13 protein-coding genes are annotated in these 15,274 nt (G+C 39.2%); 5 read left to right on the plus strand and 8 right to left on the minus strand.

Annotation, left to right across the window (positions count from 1 at the left end; all coding sequences use genetic code 11):
• Nucleotides 1–94: 94 nt before the first annotated feature.
• Nucleotides 95–289, plus strand: a complete 195-nt coding sequence (locus FQV37_RS13240) for a helix-turn-helix transcriptional regulator (RefSeq protein WP_160023604.1) — start codon at nucleotides 95–97, stop codon at nucleotides 287–289.
• Nucleotides 290–512: 223 nt separating this feature from the next.
• Nucleotides 513–869 (plus strand): hypothetical protein, encoded by a 357-nt coding sequence (locus tag FQV37_RS13245; RefSeq protein WP_145990535.1) that lies wholly within the window; start codon nucleotides 513–515, stop codon nucleotides 867–869.
• A 60-nt stretch (nucleotides 870–929) separates the two neighbouring features.
• Here FQV37_RS13245 and FQV37_RS13250 read toward each other — a convergent pair whose 3' ends face one another.
• From FQV37_RS13250 to FQV37_RS13280, 7 genes are all read right to left on the minus strand, one after another.
• Nucleotides 930–2,582, minus strand: a complete 1,653-nt coding sequence (locus FQV37_RS13250) for an RNA-binding domain-containing protein (RefSeq protein WP_102093152.1) — start codon at nucleotides 2,580–2,582, stop codon at nucleotides 930–932.
• A 205-nt stretch (nucleotides 2,583–2,787) separates the two neighbouring features.
• On the minus strand, nucleotides 2,788–2,970 hold the full coding sequence (locus tag FQV37_RS13255) for a hypothetical protein (RefSeq protein ID WP_102093153.1): 183 nt from the start codon (nucleotides 2,968–2,970) through the stop codon (nucleotides 2,788–2,790).
• Between the two features lie 153 nt (nucleotides 2,971–3,123).
• A complete protein-coding gene (locus FQV37_RS13260) occupies nucleotides 3,124–3,948 on the minus strand; it encodes a M48 family metallopeptidase (protein ID WP_160023606.1) in 825 nt (274 codons plus the stop codon).
• Between the two features lie 6 nt (nucleotides 3,949–3,954).
• Complete coding sequence (locus FQV37_RS13265; RefSeq protein ID WP_205962100.1) at nucleotides 3,955–7,281, minus strand: type I restriction endonuclease subunit R; 3,327 nt, start codon at nucleotides 7,279–7,281, stop codon at nucleotides 3,955–3,957.
• A 20-nt stretch (nucleotides 7,282–7,301) separates the two neighbouring features.
• Complete coding sequence (locus tag FQV37_RS13270; protein ID WP_160023610.1) at nucleotides 7,302–8,444, minus strand: MBL fold metallo-hydrolase; 1,143 nt, start codon at nucleotides 8,442–8,444, stop codon at nucleotides 7,302–7,304.
• The gene (locus FQV37_RS13275) at nucleotides 8,441–9,685 is read right to left on the minus strand and encodes a restriction endonuclease subunit S (RefSeq protein ID WP_160023612.1); all 1,245 of its coding nucleotides are present in this window, start codon (nucleotides 9,683–9,685) and stop codon (nucleotides 8,441–8,443) included. Before FQV37_RS13275 ends, FQV37_RS13270 begins: the two co-directional genes overlap by 4 nt.
• Nucleotides 9,675–11,225 (minus strand): type I restriction-modification system subunit M, encoded by a 1,551-nt coding sequence (locus FQV37_RS13280; RefSeq protein WP_205962101.1) that lies wholly within the window; start codon nucleotides 11,223–11,225, stop codon nucleotides 9,675–9,677. Before FQV37_RS13280 ends, FQV37_RS13275 begins: the two co-directional genes overlap by 11 nt.
• Nucleotides 11,226–11,629: 404 nt before the next feature.
• Between FQV37_RS13280 and FQV37_RS13285 the strand changes: the two genes are divergently transcribed.
• From FQV37_RS13285 to FQV37_RS13295, 3 genes are all read left to right on the plus strand, one after another.
• Entirely contained in the window at nucleotides 11,630–12,418 is a 789-nt protein-coding gene (locus tag FQV37_RS13285) for a DUF4339 domain-containing protein (protein ID WP_160023614.1), read from the plus strand.
• 33 nt (nucleotides 12,419–12,451) lie between these two features.
• On the plus strand, nucleotides 12,452–13,339 hold the full coding sequence (locus tag FQV37_RS13290; RefSeq protein ID WP_160023616.1) for a hypothetical protein: 888 nt from the start codon (nucleotides 12,452–12,454) through the stop codon (nucleotides 13,337–13,339).
• Between the two features lie 750 nt (nucleotides 13,340–14,089).
• On the plus strand, nucleotides 14,090–14,809 hold the full coding sequence (locus FQV37_RS13295) for a hypothetical protein (protein WP_160023618.1): 720 nt from the start codon (nucleotides 14,090–14,092) through the stop codon (nucleotides 14,807–14,809).
• Nucleotides 14,810–14,904: 95 nt separating this feature from the next.
• On the opposite strand, the gene FQV37_RS13300 is transcribed toward FQV37_RS13295, so the two are convergent.
• A complete protein-coding gene (locus FQV37_RS13300; RefSeq protein WP_205962102.1) occupies nucleotides 14,905–15,180 on the minus strand; it encodes a hypothetical protein in 276 nt (91 codons plus the stop codon).
• Between the last annotated feature and the right edge of the window lie 94 nt (nucleotides 15,181–15,274).

Raw genomic sequence — 15,274 nt, forward strand, 5'->3', positions numbered from 1 at the left:
AGACGCTATTTTAACAAAAACCTCTTATCAGGTGTCCTAAATTAGTTGACCACTACAAAACGTATCAACAGCTAGCGCTTTACAGATACCTCGCATGATACCGCTCAAGCAAGTAATGCATTATACAGCGCTTAGTAGTACTACGATTTATGAGATGGTCAATAAAAAATCTGATCGTTACGATCCAACATTCCCTGTTCAAGTGAAGTTATCAAGGGGACGTGTAGCATGGGTTGAGAGTGAGATTGCAGATTGGATTGAGAGTAAAATGGCTGATCGGATTCACTGATCAAGGATAGAAAATAAGCCGCACTACGCGGCTTATTTTTTTGTCTTCTTTTTAATCCCATATTTTAGTAGCATGCTATATAGAACATAGCTGTAATTATGAGTATAAAACGAGCAGACACGGACTTTTACTATGGATTTAAGACAAGAAATAGCCTTAGATATTGCTGCTGCATTGTCTAAAAGCCACTCAAAAAAAAATTACCAAGCAGACTATCAGATATATGCAAAGTTTCGATACTGCTCTAGATATGGGCTATCTCAGAAATTTATGGGATGATGTCTGCTATCAACGTCAAAAAGAGCAAGCTCCTTTCTGGAGTTACTATGACGATATGATTCTACAGTCTGTCTCATCAAAGCTTGAAAAACTCAGTCAGCATGAGATCTATGCTATATGGCTACAAGATCCTAATTTATACTATCAATTAGACGATATAGATATTGGCAAAGAGCATATAGATAAAAGCCCACCTTACTGCGTAGATGATATATCACGATACATCATGAACGAATATATTTACAGAGAGGCAGAGAGCTGGCGGAATGACAGACTTAGACAACTACTAGGTTACTTTTAAAGTATTCTAGGTAGCCAAACCTAGCTAGGTTTAGCTATTCTTAGCTGTTTTTAGCTATTCTTAGCTATTTGGAAGATGCCAAGACCAACCTTCAGAAACGACTAAACCATCACGGCGCATCTTCTGCAATAGATTACGCACCTTATTTTTACGCTGCTTATCATCTAGTACTTGTGGCAACTTATTAGCCAGCATCTTATCAAAGTCAGCTAGTCTACCTCGTTCAAACGTCTTGAGGTACCCTATAATCAAGCTTTGATAATGCATGTCATCTAAGCCGCGCATCTGCATATACTCCGCCTGCTGCTCAGTATGCTTGGCAACATCAGCGGCGATAATATAGCTATTTTTGCGCCCTTCTATCAATGACTTTTTACGTAGCGTATCAGCTTCGTTTTCAGTGATCGCCTGCCCCTTTTGCACTTTATCAAGCGCTATAATATCGTGTAGTGTGAGATTATCTACGCTTGCTAACTGCTTGGCGTACTCTTGATCAAGCACTTTACCTGTAAACTTCACGCCTACTCTTTCACGGGTTAAGTCATAATCTGGCAATGGGAAAAAACGCTTAGACTGAATCTGATACATTTTTTTGATACCGCTACCGATGGTGTCCATCATGTTTAGACTGACCATGGCGTTAACCAAAAATGGATTACGATAGCTCGCTTCAGGCGCATCTTGTAGCAAGACGTTCTCGATAGTCTTAGGAATAAACTCCCCACTGTTTTGAAAAATCAGTGTTGAGTCTTCTTTTTCAACTACAGTAATACGTCCGCCCAGACGATAGTCTTGATGACCAATAGCATTACTTAATGCTTCACGGATGATATAGGGATCATACTGCTGCACCTCTTCAGGAAACAGCGTACCAGCAGGCATGTAGCGGTAATTGAGATTGCGAATTTTGTTATATACCTCGTCTAAGGCTAACAAAAACGGTGGTTCAAAATGTTGATAGTCTTTTTCAATACCATCAACGCCCTTTAGAATCCAAGTGATATGCGCTTGCGCTGGGCTCAAAAAATACGTGGACTCATAACGCCCCAATAAAATAATCGCTGTATTAGTGATCTGACCACGAATGGTAATTTTAGCTTTATTCAAAAAGGTAATGTCATCCCATTCTTGAATATCTTCAACCAAACGTTTGTTTTTATCAGCAAAGACTTGTCTAGCAACAGCAATGGCTTTAGGATCAAGGTCGTCAAGCGTTGCCTCATGGCAAATCTCGGCACTCCAGTCATCCGCTCGATTTTGCCACAGCTTACGGCTTTGATCAGGATAATGCTTAAGTGGTTTTGTGAAGCTACCAATACGAATATAAGGCTCATGTAAAAAGCTAATGGGCATATCTGTGGCTGCTGGAATTTCGAACAGCACCACCGCTTTACCATCAATCTGTAACTCATGAATTGTGAAATGAATTTTAGGACTTAAACGGCTAACCAACCAATGCTCTAAGTCTTCGTTGCCTTTGGCTTTTTTTGTCTTTGGGCTGAAGCTTGTACCAACGATATTATGCGTGCCATCCTCTACGCCAAACACTAAATAGCCAAATTTCTTGCCAGACAAACAAGCACCATTGGCAAGCGCAGATATACGCTTACCAATCTCATCAGAGCTATGAAAGTTATGCTTAAACTCAAGCCACTCTTGTTCGGTAGGCTGTTGAGTTAGGCTTAGGATAAGGCTTTGATAGTGATCGGGCATAGTAAGATACTATATCTAGTTAAAAAGAAGGTATATTGAGTCTATTTGAACGGTATGATCTGCTTATTTAGTTTAAACTAATTTGTCCATTTTCCAAGTAGCCATTTATAAAACTGAATATAAAAAGTCTCAAACATAGCTGGAATGACCCATGCAAAAAAACCTCACTTACAAGTGAGGTTTTAAATAACTACCTGCAAGATCCTTATTTTTTTGTGTCACTACTACTGAATGTACCAAGTGGCCTACCTTTTGGAAAATCTTGATCTGTCAAACCTTGCTTACCCATTTCCTGAATTTCATCATTTTCCTTTTGTTGATCAGCATCATTTAGTTCTTCAGCATCATCGTCATGATCGTCATGATCGTTACCATATGGGTTACCCATCATACTTTCCTTACATTCATTAAGTAAGAAAATAGTATCGAACGATTAATTCCTTCTTTCAAGTAAATTTTCAATATTTTGTCTGGACATGTAGATCATTATGCACTTCAATACTTTTCCAAAATAACATATTAAATTATCTAGCTCTAAACTTCACTCATTCAAATACAGCTCGGCCATACCATCAAGCTTAGCTTTCACCTCTTTCCAATGCGGCATGACTTGAGTTAATAAGCGCCAAAAATGCTCACTATGATTGTGTTCAGCGATATGACACAGCTCATGCAATATCACATAATCAATGCATTCTTTTGGTGCTTTGACTAAGTGCGGATTGAGGATTAAATTACCTTTATTTGAGCAGCTTCCCCATTGTTTTTTCATTACTATTAACTTCAATGAAGGATTATTTTTTACCCATGAGGCCTTATGTATCAAGGCCTCAAGCCTCTCTCTAGAGACCGACGTAAATTTATCTTTATACCATTTATCAATCAAGCTTTTCACGAGAATCGCTCGTTTTTCAGCGTCTAATTCAGAATCATTTTGAGACAATTCTACATGTAACTTACCGCGACTGAGCTTCACCGTACTGTTTATCACATCGTTAGTTTTTGCATCGGTTATCACTTTTAACACATAACGACGACCCAAATAAAACTGGGTTTCGCCGCTGACATAGCGCTTGGGTAATACATGATCTTGTTGCTTGGCAAAGTCTTGTAGGCTTTGCCATATCCAGCGAGCACGTTTCATGAGTGCATCATAAATCAACTCATCGGTAGCATCGACAGGTGCGGTGGCAACCACACGCTGATCAGGGTGTACTTTGATAACCACTTTTCGAGGCTTGGTCTTTTTAGCAATCAGCTTGTCGCTTTCAGGTTTCTTTATCTTCTCTTTATAAGTTACTTCTTTACGCACGACTTCATAGTCAATCTTATATTGACCATAATAAAATACGCCATTCTCAGTCATTGCCTACTACCCTCTTGCTGCTCGTGGGCTACTTGTCTCTCTCGACAGCCCAAGTCGGGTAATCTTTAGCACCTCTTCAATGAGCTGTTGCGCTTTATCAATACCCAAGTCAGCAAACAGCATTGGCAATAATCGTCTATTAATCGCATTTTCAATTTCACTGGCATTGATGGAATATTCCGCCACATTCGTTTTGACTACTTCATCAATCTCAAAGGCGTAAGCGACCAGCTTGTCATTATCTAGCTCTTTATCCGCTAAGAAATCAGCGTCAAATAAATGCTTAAACAAACCAAAATAAGCCTGAGCATGTTTATTTAATTTGCCATTGTCATCGATAAATTCATTCGGTACATCAGCAACATCGCGGTCTTTGACGGCCTGCTCAAAGTCAGCAAACATCATGTACTGCTTCACGGGTGCATCGAACATTGCCTTGGCATCCGCAATCGCTTGCTTGAGCAATTTAGAAAAATACTCTTGGGCATAAGGATCATCAGCCAAATCTTGCTCAATCATCTTAGTAACACGACCAGTGATTTTATCGGTTTGGTTACGTGCTTCATCATCGCTTAATTCTTCAGGCTTAACATCCTTACCTAAGTTACCAACCAAGTAAGCACCTTTTGCCTCGCGAACTTCAAGCCCTGCGATATGCTTATCGAGTAAGCTACGAATATCTGCTTCATACTCATCATAATCGACGGTTTCATCAGCATCTTCGCGTACTTGCTTACGTAGATTGATAAAGGCTTTTAGATCGGCTTTGTAGCGATCACGTTTACTATCGAATGATTTGTCTTCAAAGAAAGACGCTGATTGCAACGCAATTTTCATAGCATTAGAAAACGTAGTCAAAGCTGCATAAAAGTCGTCACGTTCTTTGAGCTTGGTATCGACTACCCTACCTTCTATTTCCTGCATTTTTGGTGCAAGCACTTGTCTTAACGCTTGACCATCCTGTTTGTTCTTCACTGATGAGAAGATAGCCCATAAATCACTATGCAGTCTTGGTAGCTGCTTATACTCGGTATCCATCGCGTTATACAGACCCTTAAGATCTTCGATATCAAAGCCACCTTGCGTACGCTCGGCTAAGTCTTGATATTTCTCAATGGTGATATCCAGCTCTTTTAAGATGCCACGATAATCAATTAGATAACCAAAGCGTTTCTTTTCATGCAAGCGGTTCACACGTGCAATTGCCTGAATCAGGTTATGCTGCTTTAATGGCTTGTCTATATACAGTACGGTGTTTTTTGGTTCATCAAAGCCCGTTAGTAGCTTATCGACAACGATCATAATGTCAGGACCATCATCTTGACCAAAGGCTTCTATAATGGCTTTGGTATAGGCTTTTTCATCACCGCCGTACTGATTGGCGACATTGGCTTGCCACCAGTTTTGCACGATGTCTTTTGACTCGCCATCGACGCTGTCATGCCCCTCACGGGTATCAGGTGGCGACATGGCGACCACTGAGGTCACTTTGCCAATCTTATCTAAGGCCATTTTATAGCGGATAGCTGAGGCTTTAGAGTCACAAGCCAGTTGACCTTTAAGGTGCTGCTGTTTAAAGTTTTGAAAGTGATCAGAGATGTCATGAGCAATCAGCTCAATACGACCTTCAACCTGATAGATTTGACCTTTTTGGGAGAACTTACGTTTTAGGTCAGTTTTTTGATCATTGGTGAGCTTTTGGGTAATACGATCAAACCATGCATCGATGGCTTGGTCATTGGTATTGAGCTCAGGGATACGCTCTTCATATAACAGCGGCGTGACGGTTTTATCTTTGACGGCTTGCTGCATGGTGTAGGAGTGAATGATGCTGCCGAATTTGTTTTCGGTCTTATCGTCTTTTAGCAAGGGCGTACCCGTAAAGGCGATAAAGGCAGCATTTGGCAAGGCTTGCGCCATACGGATATTGTTTTCACCACTTTGGCTACGGTGACCTTCATCGACCATGACGATGATGTTTGGGCTGTCGTTATAACATTCGTCATACTTAACGGCTGAACCAAACTTATTAATAATCGAGAAAATAACGCGTTCATTACCGTGACCGATTTGCTGAGCTAAACGACGACCAGAGGTTGCCATGGCATCCTGACTATCGCGTTTGCTGGTAATGACACCACCAGACTTAAAGGTATTACTCAGCTGAGTTTCAAGATCAACACGGTCGGTGACGACAATGATGCGACACTTCGCGAGCTCCTCTAACCAAATCAAAGCTTTAGAGAAGAACACCATAGTGAAAGATTTGCCACTGCCTGTAGTGTGCCAAATCACTCCACCCTCACGACTGCCCTTTTCATCGAAACTGCTGATACGCTCAATCAGGGCTTTGATGCCAAAGACTTGCTGATAACGGGCAACAATTTTGCCAGCCTTTTTGTCAAACAAGGTAAACAGGCGCATTATCTCAAGCAAACGCTGGGGTTGCAAAAGACTGATAATTAAGCGGTCTTGATCGGTAACGACCAGATCACCGCCATCAATCAATGACTGATATTCATCTTTAATAAAGGCAGGACGATGGGCAAACAGATTCTCAACCTGCTCAGGACTGAGCGCTTGGTTTTTTAGACGGGCAAACTCAGGCTCAGAGATCTTTTCTTCGACCCATTTTGCCCAAAACTTCTCAGGCGTACCGCAGGTAGCATACAGTCCATCATGCCCATTGACCGCTAGTAATAACTGGCTATAGGCAAATAGATGCGGGATTTGTTTTTGACCTTGGTTACGGATGTGCTGGGAGACAGCTTGAGCATTGGTCGATTGCCACTCTCTACTCGAGTCAGGACGTTTGGCTTCAATCACTGCCAACGGTAGACCATTTACGAAGCAGACGATATCAGGAATGATATTACCTGTCCCTTCAGCATTCTGTACTACCAGCTCTTCGGTAAAGTGAAAGCTATTATTATCGATATGATTCCAATCTATCAAGCTGATGGTTTGCGAGGTTTTTTTACCGTCGATAAATTCGGTCACCGTCACGCCATAGAGCATGGCGTTATAGAGCTTTTCATTGGCGAGTTGCAAGCCTAAATTCATCGCTGGGTTTAGCTCGTGCATGATCTTGTCAATGGCACTGTCTGATAAATGATGCGGCTTGCCTTCAAACATAAAAGTTTGCTTGGCTAAGAACGCACGCATAATCGGCAATAGCACGACTTGAGCAGTGGCTTTATTTGCAGTCACTTTTGAGCGCATGGCGTTGCACTGGCTTGGCGGAATAAACTCATAGCCGAGCGTGGTGAGTAAGGTTAGAGCAGGGATTTTTGAGCTAAATTCTTCTTGAAAGTTAATCGTATTTATAGTCACCAATATCTCCACAAATTTAATTATGCACAAGAAAAAATTCTTTGTTGAAACTTGGAGTCTTCTTTTTCATTAACTGAAACAACCTTAAAGCCATTAATTATTAACTCTTTTACAACTTCTGCGTCTGGGTGCTTATTTTTAGTACCATGTGAAATTGGACATATTACTTTCTCAAAACCTTCGAAAGCTTTTAAATCAAAATTCTTTACAGCGCCATGATGTGGAACTTGGATAATGCCAACGTATTCAACATAACTAGGATAAACATCCTTCAATTTGAAATTATTAAAATCACAATCGCCTGTATAAATACAGCCAGATTTATGAATACATGTATGACACAACATGTAATGGTAAAAAGGGTCTATGGGTATACAGTCACAAAAGCAGAATTCCTTTTTGTCTTTAATAAATGATGGACCTGAATATAGAAGCATAGAATTTTGGTTAATTTTCCCCTTTAGCTGGTTATATATAGATTTAAGCACCGTCCAAGTAGAGTGGTCGTTTAGACTATCTAAAACATAACTCGGATCGTTTTTTAGCCTATCTAAATCAAATCCTTCTTTCTCAAGTTTATCCAGCAACACTGCTTGCCTTATCTTATCTTCATAATTATAAGGAACTAAAACCCATTCAACTGAATTTCTAGATTTTAAATTACTGCGATTTCCAATGATCAAGGGAGTGCCGCTATCAATTTTAATTGTACCTGAATTACTTTCTGCACTATCTATTAGCTCATCTATATCTCTAGGTTCTTGATTATTATCTTCATTGAAACCTGAAGCTGGACGAACTTCGATAACCGTTGTATTTGAACCAAAAAACGCTTTAGGGTTCGTAATTAGCTGCTTTAATTCGTCTGAAAGATTGTGCATAAAATTTATGAGTAAATTTCTCTGCTGGTTGTCAAGTAAAGGAATTACAACAAGGCGTATAGATTCGACTGAGTCAACTAATACTGGAATCATAGAGATATGATCAAAATCAAAATGAGATATAAAAAGAGTATCTATCTTTTCATTCTGGAAGGCTAACTCTACAACTGACTTAGTTGTGGCGTAAGAATTTGTTCCACAGTCGTATACTATATTAAAGTCATTATTGCGCTCTGAATAAAAAGCACCTTGCCCTACAGGGTGAAATGTACGAACGATCATAAAACCTCCCCATCAACTAAAACCCGCTTCTTACCCGTCAACAACACCTGCATCAGCGCCTTTTTCTCTTGCTGTAAATCAGCCAATTGCTGCTCAAGCAACTCAATTTCTTTATCCACATTGGTTAGCACGGTGGCAATTTTTTTTTGTTCTTTGATGGCTGGCATATTAAACTTCATACTTTCAAATGAAGTTTTCGAAAGCTCCAAGAAGGTTGAACCACTCGCTTTGCTTATCATTCTGTGCTTGTTATACGTTAGAAGGTAATATACAAACTCAATATTAGTTTTGCTATTAGGAACGATATTTTTAAAGCCTTGGTTCGTACACATCTCATGAGAAGTAATTGCCATTGCACCAATTGTTGCACGGGTACAAATAAGCAATGAACCTGCTGGCACTAGCTTGGCTGAGCTATTTTCTAGCCCTTCTAGCGTTATTTTCTTTAGACTAGAGTTTATATAACGACTATCTTGCTTGGTAATATCAGTGGGTGTAATCCAGTTTATATCGCCATCCCAATATTCAGTATTGGATGTACTAGGCGTACCGCCTGAATATATTTTGCCTAAACTGCCAACGCTAACCTCTTCCCACTCACCCTCAAACCTTATCCCCTCATCATCAAGCAACCGCTTTTTACCCGTGAGCAATTGTTGCATTAAAGCTTTTTTCTGCTGAGTACTATTGTCAATCAAACGCTCAGTTGTGCTAATCGCTTTATCCCAAGTAGATAGGATTTTGGCGATTTTTTGTTGTTCCAATATAGGAGCTAAAGGAAACTCTATCGAATAAAAATCTTTATGATTTAAGTCTGGAATAGTACTCGCACCAGCTTTTGTTAAAATTAAATGTTGGATTCTCGGTGAACGTAGATAATTCACTAGAAAAGTTGTATCAATTCTATTTTTATCAAAATCCATCAAGAAGAAATTATTATGAAATGCACCTTCAACACCTGTGACAACAATCCCTGTATTACCAGTGCGCGTCATTAACACATCGTCTTTACTACAAATTACACGTTGTGAAGGAGCTTCTACATACTCACGAACCTGATCTGTTTTCTTAATTGATTGAATAGTAATGTATTCTTTTGATGTGCTAGTTGGCGATATTAACCGTTCAGAAATAGCGATTTGCAAACCTTGTCTTACTTTCATAACATCAGAAAGTTTAACGCGTTTCCAATCTTTAGGGATTTCTCCTAATTGTGAAGGCTTAAGTAAATTAGGCACCATAACCCAACTCCTTTAAAAACTCTGCCATCTCAGTCTCTAAACTCTCCAATTCAGCTTTTAACTCAAGACGCTCAGTACGCACAGCGTCCAAATCAATTTCCGCCTCTTCCTCAAAGGTATCGACATAGCGTGGGATATTTAGGTTAAAGTCGTTTTCCTTGATTTCATCAAAGCTCGCTAGATACGCGTATTTATCGACGCTTTCCCGCGCTTTATACGTCTCGATGATTTTATTGATATTTTCAGGGGTGAGCTGGTTTTGGTTCTTACCTGATTTAAACTCATTACTGGCATCAATAAACAGTACGGAGTCATCAACTTTACCACTGACAGGATCGGTTTTATTCTTTTTAAACAGCAGAATAGCGGCTGGAATCCCCGTCCCAAAGAACAGCTTTTCCGGTAAGCCAATCACCGTATCGAGCAGGTTTTCTTCGATGAGTTGCTGACGGATTTTACCTTCACTAGACGCACGGAACAGCACGCCATGCGGTACGACCACACCCATGCGACCAGTCGCAGGTTTGAGCGTTTCGATCATATGACTGATAAAGGCATAGTCGCCCTTGGTCTTGGGCGGTACACCGCGATGGAAGCGACCATAGGGATCGCTACTGGCATCCTCATGACCCCATTTATCCAATGAAAACGGTGGGTTGGCTGTTACCACATCGAACCGTAATAAGTGCTTGCCGTCACTACCCAATAGCAGCGGATTACGGATGGTATCGCCCCACTCGATACGGTGATTGTCCTCACCGTGTAGGAACATATTCATCTTGGCCAGTGCCCATGTCGAGCCAATGGCTTCTTGACCGTATAGCGCATACTTCTTAGAGCTAGAGTTTTTGCGTACCATCGCCCCGCACTTAATGAGTAGCGAGCCTGAACCACAGGCTGGATCACAGATCTCATCACCTTCGACAGGCTCAAGAATAGTTGCTAGTAAGTTAGATACTTCAGGCGGTGTATAGAATTCGCCAGCCGTCGCTCCACTACTGGCGGCAAAGTGCTTGATTAGGAATTCATAGGCATTACCAATCACGTCCAAACTACCAACGCGCTCAACGCTTAGGTTAAGGATGTCTTTGCCAAAATCTTCTAACAGATGGCGTAGTAGCTCGTTCTTTTGCTTTTCTTGACCGAGTTTATCCGTGTTAAAGCTGATGTCTTGGAAAACGTTTTTGAGCTTGGTGCCGTTGGCTTCTTCAATCGCATGTAGCGCTTCGTCAATACGTTGACCGTTGCCTGGCTGATGGCGCTGCTCATACAAGTCCCAAAAGCTTGCACCCTCAGGCAGTACAAAACGCTGCTTGGACATCATGGCATGGATCAGCTCTGGGTTTTCGTTACCAGAGCCGCCAAATTGCTCGACCAACTTGTTGTACTCATCGCGATAGACGTCAGACAGGTACTTTAGGAATAGCATAGTTAAGATAAAGTCTTTATAGGTATCGGCGCTGATGACCCCGCGAAACGTGTCACAGGCATTCCATACTGCTTTATTGATGTCGTCTTGATTGATTTGGCTGGCGGGCATTGATGATTCCTAGATACTTTGGAAAATGGCGAATAGTTGTAGTGGGATAATGATAGCAGGCTCTAAGATGGTTGGCAGATGTCATTGCTGAAAAATTCGATTATATCGATTGCATAAGGGTACTAGACAGTATCGCACAGTGGATTGATATTACAGTTGAGTTTAGCTTTTCATTTGATGCCTTAGATTAAACTTATCTAGCCTTCTTAGTTTTAAATTAGCGCGGCTTGTTTTAACAGAGTTATTAAATAATAAAATAAACGTTTTATCAATTCCGATATTCTTTGCTAAATTATTGCTAACATGTTAAATTTATTGATTTTCGTAAAACAAACATTGGTTCATTAATAGTATAAAAATACTAATGACCAATGTTTGTTTTTATGTTGCTATAGGAATTCAATATGAATGGTAGTAGTAGAGTCAAAAGTTATCACTACATATCAAGTGATGGTAAAACTATAGGGCCAATCACTGAAACAGAGGTCAAAAAGCTACTGTTAGAAGAAAGCATAAATATAGATACACTAGTTTGGGATGGTAATGGTGATTGGAAGCCTATAAAAGATACAGATTTAGCAGAGGGTACAAGTTCTATTACGCCACCGCCACCGCCACCGCCACCGCAAAATCAAAGCACAGGAAATAATTCTAGAGACATAGGAGGGCTTACAAATAGTCTAGCTTGGGGAATAGCCCTCAGTTCATTTGTTAGTATTGTCTTAGGATTAATAGCATATATAGCAGCTATTATAATGGCTTTCATAGATCATAAAAAATGCAAAAAACAAGGCATAGATATCTCACCAAAATGGATGATTTTTATACCTATATTGTACCTTTGGAAAAGATCCAAAAAATTTGAAGATAATAAGAAAATATTTTGGATTGGCTGTGCAGGTATAGTCGTTTCTGTTTTATTCATATTCTCCGAAATAGGCAATCTTTCTGGAAATAGTTATATAGAAGAAAATTCTTGTGAGCAAGTTACTGACATGGTGAGGTTCGGTTCTTATATAACTGGTTTAGATGAATTTGGGGGCGATAATGTAAGATGCGAAGAAGTTAATGTAGATCTTAAAATTTCTGATAGTAAATACTATGCTACAGCTATATTGAATACTGGTGACGCCATAGATATCACTATACGTACTGATGGTGATCAAGTACAAGCATCAATAGGTAGAGAATAATAATCAATCAAGTACAGTATTAGTGAGAAATTTATGAAAAAACTATTAATGTTAACTTCAATACTTCTACTAACATCATGCTCAGATAATGAAGGTGATACTGGCTTTATAGCTAATGAAGCTGATATTTCTGAAAAATACGTTCATGACGAAGTAAAATCTAGTTTTGATTTTGAAGAGTATAATGAATTTCCAGATTATAACGTAGAGGATACAAATGACTTTCTCAATAAATTATTAGTGGTTAGCTTGTTAACTGATGACCTAGATGATAATGACAAAAATATCATAAGTCGTATTGCATTAGGAGATGATGAGTACGAGAGACGGTTTGGTGAAGTAGGTGACAACCCCTTTAAAAGAGAAGATATTACTGAAAGCACTTATCAGGAAGCACAAAATTACGGTAATTCTGTTAGAGATAATAGAAAATTTGTTTTTGATATAGATCATGATGACTATTATTATCCTCACTATGCTGAGGTAGCAGAAGAGGATAAGAAGTTAATCACAGCTATCGCAACGGACTATAATAATAATGAGCCTCCACTTAAGAGCTATAGCATTGACGGGCAGTACTTTCCATTATTTGGTGTCAATAGTATATCAATCAACTTAGAGACAAGAGAGGACATAGATGGTAGGAAAATAACTAAATACCAGCATGTTCTTGATGAGCCTTATTATATACGTATGAGTAAGCTATATGTTAGTAGCAGAGAAAAAGCCGAAAAAATACAAGACCTAATAGATAAGAAAGAGTTAGGAATGGCAGGAAAAGTTTATGTCGAATTCATATATGATGAGATTTCCATGTCGAACTCTTCTGCTCCTTATAAAATAAACGGTATTGTATTAGATTTCTATGACAAAAATACTAATGAAATACTTGAAAGCGCTCAAGAGTTCAGATCGTTGTAGTTACAGTTAGAGATAACGGTATCAATATATTTACCAACAAATATATTGATACCAAATATATTCTCAACTATTTTAAAATTTAAAGTAACATATTGATACAATTTATTATGGGATAAATTCCATTATCTGCTTTATATCCAACACTACCATTTTGTTGGTCTATTTATTGGTCTAATACGATAATTCAATTTTATAAATACAATTAAATCAAATACTTATGATTATAATTTGACTTCCTCCTTCACCGCCAATCTTATTCTGCTTAAGCAAAACCTTTGTTTTTCATCCTGTTCTACCCTTTCCTAAATATTCTTTATATCTTTTAACAGTTTAACAGTAAGACTTTCAGTCTATACTCATCCTCTACTGCTGTCTGAAATATTTCTGTTTAGCCTTAATTTCATATGTCGTATAAGATTTAATAACTATATATCTAATTGAATACCACGTTTATTGGCCAAGTTCAAAAACTCGTATCATGGACTAAGAGTGACTTATAAAATGAGTAGATACTTTATTACCATTCGTTTTATTATCAGCTTAATTTTATCTCTAGACCCTTATACGAAAAGGCTTTGAGTTTTCCTGTGGCATTCAATCTAGCTTTGTATCTATATTTACCATCATTGCTATACCGTACAAAAATGTAATCACAATAGAGTCACTGGTACTCGGCAGATGCCATTGTCCAAAAATTGGATTATAGTAGATATTGGTAATATTTATTTAAATAAACTAAAGGATACAACGATGAAAACACTAGGAATGTGTATCGTAGCAGGACTCGGATTGAGTGCTTGCGCTACTGGCATGGGCGGCATGGCAACAGGTAATACCAATCAAAATAACAACTCTGCTAACGTAGTCACTCAATACCCAGTTGAGACTGCCTTACTCAATATCTATACCAAACAACGGAGTGAAAAATTGGTCGCTACTGTCGGCGGACAAAGCGTAGCCGCAGATATTCAAATAACCCCTAAAGGCAGCATGCGTTTTAATAATAAAATGGTACAAGGCGCAGAAGTCAGCACAATCAACACAGTAAATCAGCAGATTACGGATCAGTCCGTCGCTATAAATTACTTTACGCTAAATCCATTGGTGTTCCATGGTTTTACGGATAGTACGGGTGAGTATTCAAGCGCTAACCAAACGACTAGTATCCCTAAAATGGCTACTATAGGCGACTCAAATCAGCTCATCACTGAAAACGTATATGCTGACAGCAGTATGCGTCAGAAAACCGCCACTTATAAGCAGGACTGGTCGCTCACACAAGATACAAATAATACGGCGCGGCTCTGTATAGAAACCTCAGGCAATCTACTTTTGACTTCTGATGCTGCAGGTACGTCTTCAGAGTGCTATAAAATCAATGCCAAAGGCGATGTTTTGAGTAGTAAAGTCACACTCACTCAGCCCAGTAAAAATGGTGCAACTAAGCTAATGACATTTATCAGTCAGTAGCACTTGTTCAATGAGTAACGATCAATAGTGTTGTATAAAAACAAAAAAAATAGCGCCTAATTAAGGCGCTATTTTTGGATGGTAGGATCGTATTTTTATGAGCGACGGTCATGGTTGTTTTTATCATGGTTGTTTTTATCATGATTGTTTTTGTTGTGGCTGTTTTTAGTATTGCTGTTTTTAGCATGAACATTTTTGGCTGTTACTTTATGTTTAGCAGCCACTATTTTCGCTTTGTGATGTGACTTTGCTGCCTTAGCTTTGGCATGCTTATAGTTATTACTCTCTTTATTGCTGCTGTGTTTTTGATGCTGTACCTGAGCTGTATGATGCTTATCAAAATTAGGCGCGGCATTGGCCTGACCAACCATCGACAAACAAGCAGTAACGGCTAGAATCGAGCTAACTAGGGCGTGTCTTCAATTGGATAAGCCCTAAATAATAGTTACAATACCGCATCTATTG

The sequence above is a fragment of the Psychrobacter nivimaris genome, from assembly GCF_009812035.1.
GTDB lineage: Bacteria > Pseudomonadota > Gammaproteobacteria > Pseudomonadales > Moraxellaceae > Psychrobacter > Psychrobacter nivimaris.

Excerpts from the sequence above, each read along its gene's own strand:
- FQV37_RS13290 (WP_160023616.1), top strand. The coding sequence starts at position 12,452 with ATGAAAAAACTATTAATGTTAACTTCAATACTTCTACTAACATCATGC.
- FQV37_RS13295 (WP_160023618.1), top strand. The coding sequence starts at position 14,090 with ATGAAAACACTAGGAATGTGTATCGTAGCAGGACTCGGATTGAGTGCT.
- FQV37_RS13240 (WP_160023604.1), top strand. The coding sequence starts at position 95 with ATGATACCGCTCAAGCAAGTAATGCATTATACAGCGCTTAGTAGTACT.
- FQV37_RS13260 (WP_160023606.1), bottom strand. The coding sequence starts at position 3,948 with ATGACTGAGAATGGCGTATTTTATTATGGTCAATATAAGATTGACTAT.
- FQV37_RS13250 (WP_102093152.1), bottom strand. The coding sequence starts at position 2,582 with ATGCCCGATCACTATCAAAGCCTTATCCTAAGCCTAACTCAACAGCCT.
- FQV37_RS13300 (WP_205962102.1), bottom strand. The coding sequence starts at position 15,180 with ATGGTTGGTCAGGCCAATGCCGCGCCTAATTTTGATAAGCATCATACA.
- FQV37_RS13275 (WP_160023612.1), bottom strand. The coding sequence starts at position 9,685 with ATGGTGCCTAATTTACTTAAGCCTTCACAATTAGGAGAAATCCCTAAA.
- FQV37_RS13280 (WP_205962101.1), bottom strand. The coding sequence starts at position 11,225 with ATGCCCGCCAGCCAAATCAATCAAGACGACATCAATAAAGCAGTATGG.
- FQV37_RS13245 (WP_145990535.1), top strand. The coding sequence starts at position 513 with ATGCAAAGTTTCGATACTGCTCTAGATATGGGCTATCTCAGAAATTTA.
- FQV37_RS13270 (WP_160023610.1), bottom strand. The coding sequence starts at position 8,444 with ATGATCGTTCGTACATTTCACCCTGTAGGGCAAGGTGCTTTTTATTCA.
- FQV37_RS13255 (WP_102093153.1), bottom strand. The coding sequence starts at position 2,970 with ATGGGTAACCCATATGGTAACGATCATGACGATCATGACGATGATGCT.
- FQV37_RS13285 (WP_160023614.1), top strand. The coding sequence starts at position 11,630 with ATGAATGGTAGTAGTAGAGTCAAAAGTTATCACTACATATCAAGTGAT.